18 protein-coding genes are annotated in these 16,658 nt (G+C 42.9%); 5 read left to right on the forward strand and 13 right to left on the reverse strand.

Annotation, left to right across the window (positions count from 1 at the left end):
* Positions 1 to 134 precede the first annotated feature (134 nt).
* Positions 135 to 458, forward strand: coding sequence for a BC1872 family protein (locus tag BTR25_RS11330; RefSeq protein ID WP_075688174.1), 324 nt, complete (start codon positions 135 to 137; stop codon positions 456 to 458).
* Between the two features lie 225 nt (positions 459 to 683).
* Here BTR25_RS11330 and BTR25_RS11335 read toward each other — a convergent pair whose 3' ends face one another.
* The 8 genes from BTR25_RS11335 to BTR25_RS11370 form a co-directional block, all read right to left on the reverse strand.
* Entirely contained in the window at positions 684 to 1,391 is a 708-nt protein-coding gene (locus BTR25_RS11335) for a DNA alkylation repair protein (RefSeq protein WP_075688175.1), read from the reverse strand.
* A 126-nt stretch (positions 1,392 to 1,517) separates the two neighbouring features.
* Complete coding sequence (locus BTR25_RS11340) at positions 1,518 to 2,549, reverse strand: S66 family peptidase (protein ID WP_075688176.1); 1,032 nt, start codon at positions 2,547 to 2,549, stop codon at positions 1,518 to 1,520.
* A 97-nt stretch (positions 2,550 to 2,646) separates the two neighbouring features.
* Positions 2,647 to 3,105 carry a FixH family protein gene (locus BTR25_RS11345; RefSeq protein ID WP_075688177.1) on the reverse strand — a complete coding sequence of 153 codons (459 nt, stop codon included), beginning with the start codon at positions 3,103 to 3,105 and terminating at the stop codon, positions 2,647 to 2,649.
* A gap of 19 nt (positions 3,106 to 3,124) precedes the next feature.
* Entirely contained in the window at positions 3,125 to 4,468 is a 1,344-nt protein-coding gene (locus BTR25_RS11350; RefSeq protein ID WP_368482985.1) for a PepSY-associated TM helix domain-containing protein, read from the reverse strand.
* Between the two features lie 114 nt (positions 4,469 to 4,582).
* Entirely contained in the window at positions 4,583 to 6,175 is a 1,593-nt protein-coding gene (locus BTR25_RS11355) for a histidine kinase N-terminal 7TM domain-containing diguanylate cyclase (protein ID WP_075688178.1), read from the reverse strand.
* Positions 6,176 to 6,312: 137 nt separating this feature from the next.
* Positions 6,313 to 7,236: an AEC family transporter gene (locus BTR25_RS11360; protein ID WP_075688179.1), complete on the reverse strand. Its 924-nt coding sequence runs from the start codon at positions 7,234 to 7,236 to the stop codon at positions 6,313 to 6,315.
* Between the two features lie 77 nt (positions 7,237 to 7,313).
* Positions 7,314 to 8,351 (reverse strand): NAD(P)/FAD-dependent oxidoreductase, encoded by a 1,038-nt coding sequence (locus tag BTR25_RS11365; RefSeq protein ID WP_075688180.1) that lies wholly within the window; start codon positions 8,349 to 8,351, stop codon positions 7,314 to 7,316.
* Between the two features lie 15 nt (positions 8,352 to 8,366).
* On the reverse strand, positions 8,367 to 9,119 hold the full coding sequence (locus tag BTR25_RS11370; protein ID WP_254842681.1) for a hypothetical protein: 753 nt from the start codon (positions 9,117 to 9,119) through the stop codon (positions 8,367 to 8,369).
* Positions 9,120 to 9,409: 290 nt separating this feature from the next.
* Here BTR25_RS11370 and BTR25_RS11375 point away from each other — a divergent pair, with 290 nt between their 5' ends.
* From BTR25_RS11375 to BTR25_RS11390, 4 genes are all read left to right on the forward strand, one after another.
* Positions 9,410 to 10,255, forward strand: a complete 846-nt coding sequence (locus BTR25_RS11375; RefSeq protein WP_075688181.1) for an ABC transporter ATP-binding protein — start codon at positions 9,410 to 9,412, stop codon at positions 10,253 to 10,255.
* Positions 10,206 to 11,123: an iron-hydroxamate ABC transporter substrate-binding protein gene (locus tag BTR25_RS11380; protein WP_075688182.1), complete on the forward strand. Its 918-nt coding sequence runs from the start codon at positions 10,206 to 10,208 to the stop codon at positions 11,121 to 11,123. Before BTR25_RS11375 ends, BTR25_RS11380 begins: the two co-directional genes overlap by 50 nt.
* 91 nt (positions 11,124 to 11,214) lie before the next feature.
* The gene (locus tag BTR25_RS11385; RefSeq protein ID WP_483295252.1) at positions 11,215 to 12,210 is read left to right on the forward strand and encodes a FecCD family ABC transporter permease; all 996 of its coding nucleotides are present in this window, start codon (positions 11,215 to 11,217) and stop codon (positions 12,208 to 12,210) included.
* Positions 12,207 to 13,232, forward strand: a complete 1,026-nt coding sequence (locus tag BTR25_RS11390) for a FecCD family ABC transporter permease (RefSeq protein WP_075688184.1) — start codon at positions 12,207 to 12,209, stop codon at positions 13,230 to 13,232. Before BTR25_RS11385 ends, BTR25_RS11390 begins: the two co-directional genes overlap by 4 nt.
* Before the next feature lie 30 nt (positions 13,233 to 13,262).
* On the opposite strand, the gene BTR25_RS28120 is transcribed toward BTR25_RS11390, so the two are convergent.
* The 5 genes from BTR25_RS28120 to BTR25_RS27555 form a co-directional block, all read right to left on the reverse strand.
* Positions 13,263 to 13,664, reverse strand: coding sequence for an APC family permease (locus BTR25_RS28120; RefSeq protein ID WP_254842682.1), 402 nt, complete (start codon positions 13,662 to 13,664; stop codon positions 13,263 to 13,265).
* Position 13,665: 1 nt separating this feature from the next.
* Entirely contained in the window at positions 13,666 to 14,064 is a 399-nt protein-coding gene (locus BTR25_RS28125) for a hypothetical protein (protein ID WP_254842683.1), read from the reverse strand.
* A 112-nt stretch (positions 14,065 to 14,176) separates the two neighbouring features.
* Entirely contained in the window at positions 14,177 to 14,980 is an 804-nt protein-coding gene (locus tag BTR25_RS11400; protein WP_075688185.1) for an SDR family NAD(P)-dependent oxidoreductase, read from the reverse strand.
* Between the two features lie 63 nt (positions 14,981 to 15,043).
* Positions 15,044 to 16,483, reverse strand: coding sequence for a sodium:solute symporter family protein (locus BTR25_RS11405; protein WP_175596757.1), 1,440 nt, complete (start codon positions 16,481 to 16,483; stop codon positions 15,044 to 15,046).
* Between the two features lie 21 nt (positions 16,484 to 16,504).
* A complete protein-coding gene (locus BTR25_RS27555) occupies positions 16,505 to 16,654 on the reverse strand; it encodes a hypothetical protein (protein WP_175596758.1) in 150 nt (49 codons plus the stop codon).
* Positions 16,655 to 16,658: the final 4 nt, after the last annotated feature.

Below are 16,658 nucleotides of genomic sequence, written 5' to 3' on the forward strand. Positions count from 1 at the left end.
GGATGCACGAGAACCGTCCCTGTGCCAACTTTTTCTAAAAAAAGAATAGTATTTTCTTGGTTTTGTGTTATATAATACAATTAATTTATTAAACTGTTATATAATAATGCCAAAAGGACTAAGGGGGATATGGAATGAACAAGACTGACTCTATTGCACGTAGAATACTAGGCTGGAAGTTAAATCGGTGGGATCGGTGGTTTGATTATGAGAAAGGAATTTTCATTCATGAATCCGAATTTCTACCAGAGGAAAACCTGGCCCACGCGATGCTAATTGTTGAAAGATTAAAAGCATTTGGCTTTACCTATACCTCCAATGGGGAAACAGAAGTTACCTTTAATTACGTGCGGGCAACCGGCGAGACATTATCACAAGCAATCACAAACGCCGCCTACACCCTCGTCGAAAACACCTCCGTCGTCAACACCTCTAGACTCTGGCAGCGACTATGTTAAAAAAGCACGGGGACGGTTCGAGGCCACTGAAAAAGCCCAGCTTTTAAAAAGCAAAAATGATGTTTAAAAAGTAGAGCTCCAGAATCGATTCTAAGCGACGTTTTGCTGGTAGGGAGACATTTTTGCCCCCCTCAAAAAAAATCATTATTCAAAAAAGGCTACTTTTTAAGTGCCTTCGGACGGTTCTCCTGCTTCCTTAAAGGAAGCAGGAGAACCGTCCCCGTGCTAACATCTGACATATTTGCGTTTGAATCCAAGTTTGCCCCTATCGATTTCTTTTTGAATGTTTTCGGCAGCAAGCAGGATGCTGGGTTTTTTCTTGTCCCGCTTGATTTCGACTGGACCTACAGCCTTGGCTGTTTCGACTGCCTTATCATGGAGCGGCACATATGAAATTGCGACTGTATAGATAAAATTATTCATAGCGGATTTTGTTCGATCAGGAGCATCGTGAATCGTATTTTTCGCTTGATCAAGCATACTAGCAAGCTTATCAGTGCTAAATTCGCTGTCCGGACGATTACCCAAAAGCCAGCAGTAACAGCTCCATCCCGCTGACATCCTAAGTTCTTCTCCGTTTGCGATCCATTTATCAGCCACAACTTGGGAAATATCCGTTTCTGCCAATGTGACGGCAACCACATAATCGGAAAGCATATAAAAATACGCCCCGTCCATCCAACGCTCAAAATCAGCCTCCGTCATGGCCATTGGGTCCGCAATAATGCCAGCAAGGTACATGGCATCGTAGTTCCCGGTGGCGTATAGCTCATCGGCCAATGTTTGATTTAGCTTGACTTTCTTTGCAATCGGCTTCATCGCACCTGTCGCCACACCAAATAGCGGCTCATGTGCACCATTGCTTATGTATGTCTTTTTGGTTCGCTCCTTGCCGAGTGCTTCTAGTTCCTGCATAACCATTTCAAGATCCATCTTTTTACACTTCCTTCCTTAAAATCATTATACCCGCTAGATTGTAGGTCCTTATCAAGCAATGCTTTATTTTGTTGATGTAAAAATGTAAAACGAGCTTGGCAGACCAGAGAAGCGAAAACGAAATTATTTCACTCCATTTTCTAAAATCGCGAAAGCCTTCTTATCACAATTAATCTCCGCCATTGCCCCATAGGGAAAAATAAATTTTGGTTCAGTATGACCAAAATTCAAGTTGTAAAGAATCGGTAAATCCTCCAAATTAAATTCCTTCATAACTTTTCTGATTTCATTTTTATACTCATCGTAATACGTCTCGTCTTGTGGTTTACCGAAAATTATTCCATTCGCTTTTTGTAAAATTCCTTGTAAAGCATAATTTCGTAACCAATACCTAATAAAACTAGGATCAGGCTTATCTTCAGATGTTTCAAAGAAAAGAATACTATCATTCCAATATTTCTCTTCAGGCCAAAGTACAGTCCCCTTTGCAAACTCTAGTACTTCCATACAACCGCCAATCAAATGTCCGTGTACTACACCTGATCCTTGAAGAACCTCGGAGCCTGAATTTTGCCGCATCGTCCGCCTAAGGTTCTTATTCTCTTCAATCCATTCTAACCGTTCACTCGTCCATTCCTTGGCTGGTTGAATTTTGCCAATAAGCTCATTTGAAAAAAGCGTTCGATTCACCATTTCAATTGTATATGGATCCATTTCGACGTTTTCAGCAAAATCGGTTAAAATCGCCGGTCCGTAAAAAGAAGAAATGCCTGCTTTATGACAAAATAAATGTGAAACCGTCACATCAGAATAACCGATAAAGATTTTCGGATTTTCTCGTATCACATCAAAATTAATATAAGGAAGTAAGCGGATACTATCTTCCCCGCCAATATTTGCAAAGATTCCTTTAATGCTTTCATCCTTAAAGGCCGTCATCAAATCCTCCGCACGAGCTTGTGGATTTCTATAAAGGTAGTCACTCCCTTTCAAACTATTCGGCATAGAAATCACCTTCAAACCAAAAACTTCTTCTAATCTCTTTACCCCCTGCTCATACCGCCACCTAAGTTCCGGATCACCAGCTCCTCCCCAAGATGGACTTACAGTCGCAACACAATCCCCCGCTTGCAGCTTCCTTGGTTTTATCAACATAATAACTCCCCCTTATAATGCATAGTATGCATAGGTATGCATAGGGACGGTTCTCCTGCTTCCTCAAGGAAGCAGGAGAACCGTCCCCATGCTCACCTTAATGATGCTCTTCATGTTTGTGTTCTTCGCTATGGTTTGGTAATGTTTTTAGGTCTTCTTCTGTGAGTGAACCGACGGTAAATTGTTTTGTTGGCATTATCTTGGAATCTTTTGTGCTTGCTTGAACCTTTACGAAGTATAATCCTTCTTCAGTAAATGTTGCATCGATTTTATATTGACCTTCCCCTATATTTTCTGGAACAATGACCTCATCTGGATCCTTACCATTTTTCCAGATGGTCATTGTAATGTCCTTGATCTCCGGAACTTTTCCATCAGCGGTTGTCAAAATGGCTTGAATCTCATACTCCTTAGCCGCCTCAAGTTCTGAAGGTAAAACTATATCAATTTTTAAAACATTTTCTTCCCTGTACAACTTCTCTGTTCCTTCATTTAAGGAACAACTTGATAAGAAAACCGTTAAGAGGAATAATAACAATACCCGATAACCCTTCACTATGATCTCCTACTTACGTTTAAGAATTGAAGAACTTCTGTACTTTCGCTACTCTTCTAATTATAAGCCTGTCCATCAATAGAATAACGACAATGGACACTCCCACTAACGGGAAGACTAGTCCCATAAATGCCATGAGAATGATAAAACCAACCGCCGTTTTTCCATCTGGTTCTCGCCGCGGGGCACCTATATGCTCTGAAGGTTTTCTCTTCCACCATAAGACAGCGCCGCTTAGAGCAACCCCAATCACGCCAAGACAAAGAAGAAGCAATCCGATTTGATTCGCTACCCCATACTCTAATCCTTTATGAACCGTTATCCCCCAAGCCAATATTTTTCCAATAGGTTCGTAATGACTATAACGATAATCAGCTAACACAGMGCCAGTATACTGATCAATGTGAACAGTCGCTTCATCCCTTGCTTTCGGGGGGAATGCAGATAAGGTATAAACTCCCTCTTTTGTACGTGGAAAAATAACCGTATAAGTTGGATGCACGTTAATGTCCTTCGCAACGGTGACCACATCATCGATTGAAACAGGAATATACCCCTGGATTTGAGATGAAGGCACCGGAAGATTCTGTGCCGCCCAAGAAACATCGGCAATTTCCTTTGTTTTAACGGTCGAGCTAGGGGCACTTCCTACCCAGATCGATGGAGGGTACCCAAAACCACTGTTCGTTACTAAATTTTGCACGTTTGTCCCCCAAAAACCTGACCACAATAACCCCGTAATAAGGAGAAAGGTGAGTCCTGCTGATATCCAAAAGCCAGGGACGACATGTAAATCTCTGATTAATAGATTTTTGCCGCTTGTGAATCTTGGTATCAATAGGCCACGTACCTTTGTTTTACTAGTAGGAAACCATAAGTAAAGACCTGTTACAATCAAAACAAGCGTCCAACAGGCAGCTAATTCCACCACTCTATCCCCAAAGGTTCCAAGCATCAGCTCCCCATGAAATTCCTCTATACGGTCAAATAATCGACTTTTATTAGGTAACTCACCTATAATTTCACCTGTATAGGGATTAACAAAGACCGTTACCGTTTCGTGATCGAGTAAAATATGAACCTCCGATGAACGTGAACTCTCCTCACCAGGCCGATATTTCCGTACAGACGATTCTGGATAATGATCCAAAACCGTTTCTATTTGTTCAGAAACTGGTATTTTTTCTCCCGTTACCCTAACTTCATAGTATTTTTCATAAATTATGTGTTCTATCTGAGGTTTGAACAGATAAACCGCACCAGAGACTGTCAACAACAAAATCAACGGCGCAAAAAACAACCCCGCATAAAAATGCCATCTCCACATCGTAACATAAAGAGATCTGGTATTCTTTTTCATCATTCTACTACAACCACCTTTATGTAGAGGTATGCAGAGGGACGGTTCTCCTGCTTCCTCTACCTCAAGTAAAGAGGCCCTAATCCTATGGATAAATCCATGTTTGAGAGCTCAATTTCATTCTAACCAAGAAATATTTGACGCAGTGAGAACCGTCCCCACGCTTCCTCTTTTAACACAGTTTCTGCCATTTCTCTTTGCAGTATAAAGAGCCTGGTCGGCTTTGTTCATGATATTTTTTATCGTATAATCGTTTTCCATTTCAGTTGCGGTTGTGGAGGCAATTCCAAAACTAGCTGTGACCTTAATGTTGACTTCATTGAACACAGTATCAGCGATTTCCAAGCGGATGTTTTCTGCAATCTCCCATGCTTCGTCTGATGCGGTGTCCGGCATGAAGAGGATAAATTCCTCTCCACCATACCGGCCAACAATGTCTCTGCTGCGAATGCACTCCTTTGCGACACCCGTAATATCAGCTAATACCCGGTCCCCTGCTTCATGCCCAAAGGAATCGTTTATACTTTTAAAATGGTCAATATCAAACATGATGATTGATACATCCCCGCCACTCTTCCTAAGGACCTCTAACATCCTTTCCGCCTCCTGAATGAAGAAAGTCCGATTATACACTTGTGTTAACCCATCAAAACAGGCCAGTTCTTTCAACTTCTCCTGAAGAAGCACTCTTTCCGTTACATCATCAAACATAATCATTTTCCCGATATCTTGATGATTGTTATTTTTCACAGAAGAGAATTGTATATGGTAGTGGATCATGGCCCCATTCTCATCCGAAACCAAGGCAAAATCACATTCTTGTCCTAAACAGATAATCTCAGCCAGTTCACCATTTTCGGAAACCACTTCTATTATCGGCATTCCAATTGTTTTGGGAGTAAGATTGGTCATAACCTTTTTCACAGCGGGATTGTAGTCCACGATCACTCCATTTTGATTGACCACTACGACTCCCTCTCTCATGCTTTCAAACACTCTATCCCTTGCAATTGGTGTGACATTGAACATTTGGTAATAGATAAGTGCAGAACCTTGCAAGACAAAAGAGAGACTCATCGAAATCGGACCTAAGTCAATGTTATAAGGGCTTTGACCATTTATGTAAAAATAATTGGCGATGATCGGTGTAAGGATGCCTGCTGCCATTAAAAGGATTTGCATTCGAAATCGATGTTTTGCCTTTCTAACCTCCATCAATAACACGATGATACTGATCATTAAACACAAAAAAAGAAAAATGGAGTGAACATAAAACCAAGGACCCCAATCAATTTGCGCTATTGGAAAAGGGGTGTCACTTCTTACCTCAATGGAAATATGATGAAAATGATGGTGATCATTTGTTCCCTGCATAAAGATGGTCATCATCGGAATCAAAAACAAAAGATAAGTAAAAAACGGTTTTAAGCGGTGACCAACAAATTCAAGGGACATCATCAAAACAAAGACAGGGATAAAGGGCATAACAAGATATTCGATATTCAGCCAAAATTTAATCTGTTCCAAAGAAGTACTTCTTAGCTCATAGACATAGGCAAATGTGAAAATGGTCGACAAAAGCGTAATCAATACGTAATACTTTGAACCTGGTGCATCCCTAAGCTTGAATTGTGCAAACAAGCATAAACCCAAACTTAATATTCCCGCCAAACTCACCACAATAATAGAAACTACTAACTGATATGGCATAATATAAGACCCCATCTAATAAAAAAATACTTTTAAACAATACTACCATTCTACTATATTTCTTATACGAGGATAATGGAAAAACATAGTGACGGTTCTCTTGCTTCCCTCAAGGGAGCAGGAGAATCGTCACTACGTCACTTTACCAATACAATCAAAAACGGAAGAATGAAGAAAGAGATGATGGTTGTCCAGAGTATGCATTTTGATACGATTTTGGGTGAAGCGTTAAATTTCTCAGCCAGGATAACGGCATTTACAGCTACCGGCATGCATGCCAAAATAAAAAGGACAGACTGCAATATTCCTTCTATCTTTAAGATGTATATACAAAGTAAAGCAACGAACGGAGAGATCAGCAACCGAACCGCCATCCCAGTCCAAAAAACTCCAGAATTCTTTGATAGTTGTTTATCTCTTGTCACCGTAACCATCTGAGCTCCTAAAATCGCCATGACAACCGGAGAGTAAGCTTGGGCAACCATCGAAATCCCTGTAGCAATCTCTACTGGAACAGAAAGATTGAAGCTCCGAAGGACCAATGCCAGCAATGCCGCATAAATCGCCGGAAGGGAAAAAACAGATTTAATTGCATTCTTAATCGAAAATTGCGAGCGTGCCGCAAAGTAGATGCCGATTGTATTGACAATTACCATTTGGCATATGACATAAACAGAAGCCTTATCAAGACCTAGTTTACCAAAAGCAAGTAACACAAGCGGAAGTCCATAATTAACACTGTTCGTGAAAGAGGAAATCAGGGTTAATCCTGCTGTTTCACTTGCAGAAAAGCGTAATAACCTTCCTAAGCCATTGGCAATCGCCCATAGCAGGACAAGATTCAGCAAAGAAAAAGCGAGTGTGTTGAAGATATCTTCATGCGAAACATGAGCCGTCATCAACGTATCGAAAATAATCGCAGGACTTAAATAATACAAAGTAAAGGTCAAAAGCGATTTGATCTCAAGCTCCTTAAAACGTGCAATCAGAGCACCGGCAATCACCGGAATCGAAAGGGGAACAATCACTTGAAAAAGAGTAACAACAACCGTCTGAATCACAAAAAGACTTCCCCTCAAATTAATTTAGCAAAGGGACGGTTCTCCTGCTTCCTCAAGGAAGCAGAACCGTCCCTACGTCACTTTATTAACTCTTTATTGCGTTCTTTTAATAGTTCGTTGTGGGAGGAGACCATTGCGAATTTGCTGGCGCCCGGCTGGATGTGTTGTTTGGCTTTGTTGACGGCGTTTGCTGCATCTTGGAAGGCGCCTGCGATGAGGTTCAATTTTCCTTCGTATGCGAGGATATCCCCTGCCGCATACAAGCCTGGAATGGTCGATTCGCAAACGGCATTTCCGGCGATATAATATTGATCCTTCATTTCAATATTCATCTCACTGTTCTGTAGCAAGGACGCATCCTGTTCATAGCCATGATTCACGACCACCTCATCCACAGCCAAACTCATCACTTCGCCTGTTTCCTGGTTGGTTAGCTCCACACGTTCAATCTGATCACGCTGACTTGCTGCACAAAGCTTCGTAATCGTAGATTGCAAGAAACATTCAGCCGAACCGTTTAATAATTGCGACACCTGTGCCTCATGCCCCTTCAGCGCATCTCTTCTATACACGACATACACCTTTTTCGCAAACGGTGCTAATTCATTGGCCCAGTCAATCGCAGAATTTCCGCCGCCCGATATTAACACGGTCTTCCCTTTGAATTGCTTCAAAGATTTCACGGTGTAATGCAAATTGGTCACTTCAAACCTTTCCGCACCCTCTATCGCTAGTTTTTGCGGCTTCAAGATTCCACTTCCAACAGCGACAATCACCGTTTTTGAATAATGAACCTGACCTGAAGAGCCCTTCAAAGCAAAAATCCCCTGGTCATCCTGGGTAATCTTTTCCACTTTTTCATTCAGCACTACTTCTGGATTGAACGTCAGCCCCTGCTGGACAAGTTGTTTCATAAGGATGGCACCAGGTACAGGAGTCAGCCCGCCAACATCCCAGATCATTTTTTCAGGATAACAATGCAACTTGCCGCCAAGCTCTGGTTGAAATTCAATGATTTTCGTTTTCATTTCCCTTAAACCACTATAAAATGCAGAATAAAGCCCTGCTGGTCCCCCACCGATAATGGTTACATCAAATAATTCCTTCTGTTCCATGTCCGCACACTCCCATTATGAAAAATATGATTTTTCAACAAATTTTTCCTCAACCCGCTCGCATGCCGTTTGAAACGGACAAGACCGGCATTCCTCTTCATTAGACCACTTCTGAAAACCCGTTGATTCCTCCATCATCTGTTTGATCACCTGCAGATAGTAAAGACCCTCACTCACCTTCTCCTCAGACGGATAAAACACATGCTTCTTTCCATCCAGTAAAGTGACAACCTCAATTTTCTCAGGAATCTTTTTAAAAACTTGATCGGAAAAAACAACGATTAATAGCTGATAAAGATGCAGCATTTCCGCACTTGCCTCAACCAAGTATTTTTTTACGATAAAAGATGAACTCGACCATTCACCAACATCAAATGTTAACGAAAGTTCAATGTTTAGCTCTTCAATTTGGGTTTTAAATTTTTCAAATAAAAACAAAGGCGGTTGTGTATTCACTTCCCTATTCAAATATTGCATTAAATAATCAGTAATTTTCGCAACCACCATATAGTAATGTGTTCTCGATTCAAATAATCCAAGAGGGACCTTGGTCCAATACTGTTCTACTAATTTCAGCACAGCCATGGGATGTCGCTGCTCAGCTGGCTGCTTAAAATAAGAATAGACAACCTGGTTCACTACATGCTGAACCATCTGCCGCCAATCAAGCGGACGTCTCTTCTTCTCCACTGTCTCATAATAAAACTTGTAGGGACAACTGATGAAACTCTTTAGGTTTTCTTCTGTCATCGTTTTCAGTAAATTCACCACAACATCCCTCCCGGCCGTAAAATGTCATTTTGTAATTGATAAAGATTATCATTCTCTTTTATATGATAAATGAAAACGATTATCAATTTCAAATCCTTTTTTTAAAATTTTTAAAAAACTTTGACTAAATTGTGTTCACACTCAACCACCTACTCAAAGGTATCTTTTTGTTCACAAATTTGTCGTTGACAGAAACATAGCAGCAAATTATAGTTAGGACATGAGAGTGATAATCATTATCACCAAAATCACTTCAGGCACAACCACAACCCAAAGGAGGTTTCTAAATGGTTCGTCTTTACACAGAGGATCTAAACATTGGTTATGAAGACCAGTTAATCGTGAAAAATCTCAGTGTCCACATTCCTGACAAGAAGATCACGACGATCATCGGTTCAAATGGCTGCGGAAAATCGACTCTCTTAAAAGCCATCACCCGGATCATTTCGAATCAGTCCGGCGCGGTTGTATTAGACGGAAAAAACATCTTAAGAGAAAACACAAAGCTACTCGCCAAAAAAATGGCGATTCTGCCGCAGTCACCAGAAGGCGCAAGCGGTTTGACGGTTGGCGAACTCGTATCCTATGGCCGCTTCCCTTACCAAAAAGGTTTCGGCCGCCTTACCAAGCAAGACATCGAAGTCATTGACTGGGCACTCGAAGTCACCGGAACAATCGAGTTCAAGTATCGTCCGGTCGACGCCCTATCCGGAGGACAGCGCCAGCGGGTTTGGATTGCGATGGCCCTGGCACAAGAAACGGACATCATTTTCCTTGATGAACCGACGACCTACTTAGACATGGCACACCAGCTCGAGGTACTAGAGCTTTTGCAAAAATTAAATCGTGAGCAGGGGCGTACCATCGTCATGGTCCTTCATGATTTAAACCAAGCAGCCCGGTTCGCAGACCATATTATCGCGATGAAAAACGGAGAAGTCGTGAAAGCGGGAACATGCGAAGAAGTCATCAGCAAAAATATACTCAGAAAAGTGTTTCAAATCGATGCAGAAATCGGGCGCGACCCCCGAACAAACAAGCCAATGTGCTTAACCTATAACCTATTAAGAGGAGAACACCACCATGAAAAAAAGATTACTACCATTTATCCTGCTGTTAACGCTCATTATTAGTGCTTGCGGCAGTAAGGAACAAGACTCAGCAGCAAAAGAAAAGCCAGCAGAACCAGAAATGATTACCTACCAATCTGAGACCGGACCAGTTGAAGTTCCAGCCAACCCAAAACGAGTGATTTTACTATCAGGCTTTACTGGTAACGTACTAGATTTAGGTGTGAATGTTGTAGGAGTTGATGTTTGGTCAAAAAACAACCCTACGTTTGCAAAAGAAATGAAAGATGTCGAAGAAGTTTCAGATGAAAACTTAGAAAAAATCATCGAACTTGAACCAGACTTAATCATTGGATTATCGAATATTAAAAACGTGGATAAGTTAAATGAAATTGCCCCAACCGTAACGTTTACATGGGGGAAAGTCGATTACTTAACACAGCATATTGAAATCGGAAAGCTTTTGAACAAAGAAGAAGAAGCAACAGCGTGGGTCGAAGACTTTAAACAACGCGCGGAAGCTGCCGGCAAAGAAATCAAAGCAAAAATCGGCGAAGATGCCACTGTTTCTGTAATGGAAGCCTATGGCAAGGATCTGTATGTTTTCGGAGATAACTGGGCGCGCGGAACAGAAATTTTATATCAAGCAATGGGCTTAAAAATGCCTGAAAAGGTAAAAGAAATGGCTTTACAGTCTGGATACTTTGCCCTTTCTGCAGAAGTACTTCCGGAATACGCAGGCGACTATGTGATTTTAAGCAAGTACTCTGATGCGGATACTTCCTTCCAAGAAACAGAAACCTATAAAAACATTCCAGCTGTAAAAAATGGCCATCTATTTGAAATGCAGGGTCAAGGCGCATCCTTCAGTGACCCAGTCACACTTGAAAAACAACTTACATTCTTCAAAGAATCATTTCTAGGAAACTAGCTAAGGGGGAGTTCGCTCCCTCTTTTTTCCATATTCAACACCTGGAGCTGGACGGATCTTTATTTTATAAAAAAGAGTTGAGAAACCAATGATGAAAAAAACTCCATTTGTATACAAACTAATTCTAGGACTCCTGGTGTTAGCGGGAGCCTTTACAGCCGCTATGGTGTTTGGCGCAGCGGATATCTCAGTCAGAGATGTTTGGTTAGCCCTTACCTCCAACAGCTCAGGGGAAAAAATAAACATCATCCGTGAGATCCGTCTGCCGCGTGAAGTTGCAGCGATTTTTGTCGGTATCGCCCTCGCTGTAGCTGGCGCGATCATGCAGGGAATCACCCGAAATCCCCTTGCAGATCCTGGCCTGCTCGGGTTAACGGCCGGAGCCAATGCAGCCCTTGCCATCACTCTTGCGTTCATTTCAACCGCTAACTATTTTGTGATGATGCTCGCTTGCTTTGTTGGGGCAGGTATTGGTTCACTGCTTGTATTTGGGATTGGTGCAGCAAAAAAGGGTGGTTTTTCACCGTTAAGAATTGTGCTAGCGGGGACGGCCATTTCCACCTTTCTGTTTGCTATCGCTGAAGGAATCGGCCTTATGTTTAAAATTTCAAAGGATGTTTCCATGTGGACGGCGGGTGGTTTAATCGGAACGACTTGGGGGCAGCTGGGGATGATTGTTCCCGTTATTGTGATTGGTGTGATCGTATCCCTCATGCTGTCACGCCAGCTGACGATTCTTAGTTTAAGTGAAGAAGTCGCAATTGGCCTTGGCCAGAAAATCGCCACGATCAAGGTTATTCTTTTCTTGGTTATTATTCTATTAGCAGGGGCTTCGGTTGCCCTTGTTGGAAACATGGCATTCATTGGGTTAATGGTCCCGCACATCGTCCGGGCGATTGTCGGAACAGATTACCGGTTGATCATCCCGTTTTCGGCAATCGTCGGAGCAAGTTTTATGCTATTTGCCGACACACTCGGCCGGACCATCAACGCTCCCTATGAAACACCTGTTGCTGCCATCATTGCGATCATTGGACTGCCATTTTTCCTGATGATTGTCCGTAAAGGGGGCAAGAGCTTCTCATGATCCATCCATCATTACTAAAAAAACAACGAATCGTCCTCGCCGTGCTAGCTGGTTTGATTGTTGTCACGATTGTGGTTGCCACCGGATTGGGCTATTCCTCTCTTTCCTATGACCGCTTGCTTCCAACCTTACTGGGTCAAGGGACGTTCAAAGAAGAATTTGTGCTATTCGATATTCGCCTGCCGCGCATCGTCATTACCGTGCTCGCTGGGATGGCCTTGGCTTTATCCGGCTCCATCCTGCAAGGAATTACACGAAATGATTTAGCTGAACCCGGCATCATCGGAATCAACTCTGGTGCTGGAGTAGCCATTGCCGTCTACTTTTTATTTTTTCCAATCGAACCCGGGACGTTTATTTATCTATTGCCGGTGGTTGCTTTCCTAGGTGCAGTCCTGACCACGGTCTTGCTTTACTTATTTTCTTATAAGCGTCATGTCGGGCTTCAGCCGATCAGGCTGGTGCTTGTCGGGGTCGGCTTTTCCCTGGCACTTTCCGGAGTTATGATTGTTTTAATTTCTTCGGCAGATCGGCAAAAGGTTGACTTCATTGCCAAATGGCTAGCAGGAAATATATGGGGTACCGACTGGCCATTCATTTTGGCGCTGCTTCCGTGGCTTGTGATTTTGATTCCGTTTACCCTTTACAAAGCGAATCGGCTCAACATCCTCGGGCTAAGTGAACCCGTTGCAGTAGGCGTCGGGATTCGGATTGAAAAAGAGCGGATCCAATTATTAATAGCATCGGTGGCCCTTGCGGCGTCGGCCGTATCCGTTACAGGCGGCATCGCCTTTATCGGACTAATGGCCCCGCATATCGCAAAACGATTGGTCGGCCCAAGAAATCAGCTGTTCATACCGGTGAGCATCCTCATCGGCGGCTGGCTCCTCTTAACCGCCGACACCATCGGAAGAAACATCACAACCGCCGAAGGAATCCCAGCCGGAATCATCGTATCTCTTATCGGCGCCCCGTACTTCATCTATTTGTTAATGCGCAGGGACGGTTCTGCTGCTTCCTAACGGAAGCAGGAGAACCGTCCCCGCGTCATTTTACTCTACATTTAGATTTGAGTCTTTTTTGGCTAGTTTTAGGTAGATCATGTAGATGATTCCGACCGCCATCCAGCCGAATCCGAGCATTTTCGAGGTGGGGTCAAGACTATACCAAACAAAGCCGATTATGACAAACCCGATTAAAGGGAAAACTAGATGGTTTAGGTAATCCTTGCTCTTTTGCTTGCGGATGAAGTAGTTAATAACCGAAAGATGCAGGAATAAGAACGCAGTTAATGCACCAAAGTTAACAAGGGATGCAAGACTATTAATCTGCGAAGCAAACCCCAAAGTTACAACAAGGGAAATACCAGCAACAAGCAGGGTACTAATATACGGTGTCTGGTACTTTTTATGGACCTTTGATAGAATCTTAGGCAGCTTCTTGTCACGTGCCATACTATAAAGAATCCGCGGCCGCTTGTGCTACCAATGCATCTGCAATTCCCCATGCCAATGCTGTTGCTAAGATGGTTGTCCATTTTAACCAAGGTCCCCCTGCAACTTCAGCAATTTGGTAAAACGCAACATCAGCATTTTCGAATGTTGTATAATCAGGCCAAATTAGTGCGGCAACCCATGTCTGGATGATAAACAGCACGCCTACTACTAATAAGGAGAAAATAATTGCCCGGCCAACCACCTTCTTGCCGCCCTTTGTTTCTTCCTTCTCAAGCCGAACCTTAATATTCTCCAACTCCAAAACATCAAGCTCTTCATCCAACAACCTTAACATCACCAACACCACAAACCCCACAATCGGCATCAAAACACCCAAAAACATCACCACAACAAACACAAGCCCCACCTCCCCCCTATTATCTGAATATATTGTAAATCAAAAAAGAGAGGAATCAAAGGGACGGTTCTACTGGCAGTAGAACCGTCCCCGCGCAACTCCCGCTCAACTTTTAAACTACAACCCCGCCCGAGATCTTGATTGACTCACCGACTAGGTTTCCTACGGCGCCGGAAAGCATGAAGATAATGGTAGTGGCAACTTCTTCTGGGGTGGTTAGCCTCCCTGATGGGAATCCTGTTTCTATCTTTGTCATCTGCTCCTCATACGGGATTCCAGCTTCCTCTGCCTTTTTGCTAATTAGCTGACGTGCCATCGGTGTGTCGACAAACCCGGGGCAAACGGCGTTTACATTAATATTGGACTTGATGGCTTCTAATGCAAGGGATTGAGTGAAGCCGATTAAAGCAAATTTACTCGAAGCATAGGCAGTTCCCCCGTAGGTTCCTCTTAGACCAGAGAGTGAGGCCACATTAACGATAGCCCCTTTCCGCTGTTCCTTCATTTTTTTATAAATTTCCTTGGTTAATAGAACCGAGGATGTGTAATTAAGATGCATAATTTCGCCCAGCTTTTCCTCGTCTAATTCGTCTAAAATGATGTTCTCAGCAATTCCTGCGGCGTTTACAAGCCCTGTGATCACACCTAATTTCCCTTCACAATACTCAATCAGCTTCAAGCGGTCATCCTCGAAACCCATATCAGCAGCAAACATAGCAATCTTACTTTCATCAGTGATCGGCTTCAATCTTTCGTATAAAGCAACCAACTTACTTTCGTTTCTTCCAGTAATTGAAACAGTAGCACCACAGGCTGCCGCCATTTTGGCCGTTTCGTAACCGATTCCCCCCGTGGCTCCTGTAATCAGTACATGCTTGCCATGAAGTGCTGTGCTAGCAAAAAGCAAATCAATCATTCCTTTCAAAAATAAAGGACGGAATCCTCCCCGAAGCAGAAGACCGTCCCTTCATTTTTATTATTATGATATCTTTTTTTCAGGTTTTAAAAGTTTATTTTCTCTCATTCTAGTTTCAATAAGTGTTCCAAAGATAAGTACGATTAAAGTAAACGGCAAGCCCATGAAAATCGGATCTAACGACCATACGAAGACGACTTCTCCGCCTGCACTGCCTGCCGCTTGGTTGCCTATAATAATACCAATAACGGTACCCACGGCTCCTATGATCATCGCTAAAATGGTAGATATATAGGCTTTTCTCGCGGTCTTCCAAAAAATCAAGGCCAATAATACAGGTGTTAACGATGCCGCCATGATCCTTCCTCCGGTCAGCAGCAATTCCAAGATATAAGGCAGCGAACGGCCGATGAGCGTACCTGCAATCGCAACAACGACAATCGAAATTCTCGTTACTAAAACGGTTGTTTTCTCAGAAGCGTCTGGATTAATCAATCGCTTGTAAACATCCAAAGAAATATTGGAGGCAGTCGTTAATACCGTTGAGCTAAGTGTCGATATACAGGAGGCAACAATAATAACGGAAAAAATAAGACCGCCAATCGAACCGAACAGGGATGTCATTGAAATAAAGGCTTCAGAAGGCGAAATCGTAGGGAAAATCACAACCGCTAAGGTTCCAATTAGGAACGGAACCATGTACCAGGCGATGGCAATCAACCCGCCATTTCTAAAAGACTTTCTCGCCACTTCATCACTTTCTGCAGACAGTCCTCGTTGAATTAACGTTTGATAACCAAGGCATGTTAATGCACCTGCAATAATCCAGGCAATTGTTTGCGATTCGCCTGCATTCCATACATCGATATGTGTTGCTGGGATGAGGTTGACGAATTCTGTCCAGCCGCCAATATAAGCAATCCCTAATGGAATCAAAAGTGTGGTACCGATGAGAATAATAGCTGCTTGGATCGTATCGGTAATCATAACCGCCCACATTCCGCCAAGAATCGTAAAGGCAAGTGTCACCGCTAGGGTAATCACCAGCGCTAAATCCAAGGAAATGTCAAACACCGATCGGAACACAACCGCCATTCCAATCGCTGCTCCCGCGGTAACCCCTAAATCACGACAAATGACTAAGATGGTCGAAACGAGACGATGGGGCCAGCCAAAAAACCGCTCAAACAATTCTGGGATGGTGGTGATATTGGTTCTTCTTAAGCGCGGAATAAACCAGTAGCCCATCCACATTAAACAGACCACAAACCCTAAACTAGCAAAATATCCTGATATACCTAGAGAAAAACCGGAACCCCCATACCCCAAAAGGGTTGCCGAATTAATCAGAGTAGCAACGATACCACCTGTTACCAGCCATGTAGGAACCGCTCTGCCGGCAAGGATAAAGTCGCCGGAATCCTTTTTATTCATCTTCTTCGCAGCCCACGGACCAACTAGAATCATGACCAAGAAATAAATCGCAAAAAGAGTTGCTGCCATTCCCATCCATCCCCTCTTTAATTATTTACCTAATAAAAATGACCAACCGTACACATACGCAAAGGTTAAAATGATTAACCCAATGAATAGTCCAAACATCTTGCCTGGAGGTGAAACCACCTCGTCCATCTCAGAACCATCACTTTTTAATACTTTCTCCTGTTCTTTCAATTGA

The sequence above is a fragment of the Bacillus sp. MRMR6 genome (assembly GCF_001940785.1).
Classification (GTDB): Bacteria; Bacillota; Bacilli; order Bacillales; family Cytobacillaceae; genus Neobacillus.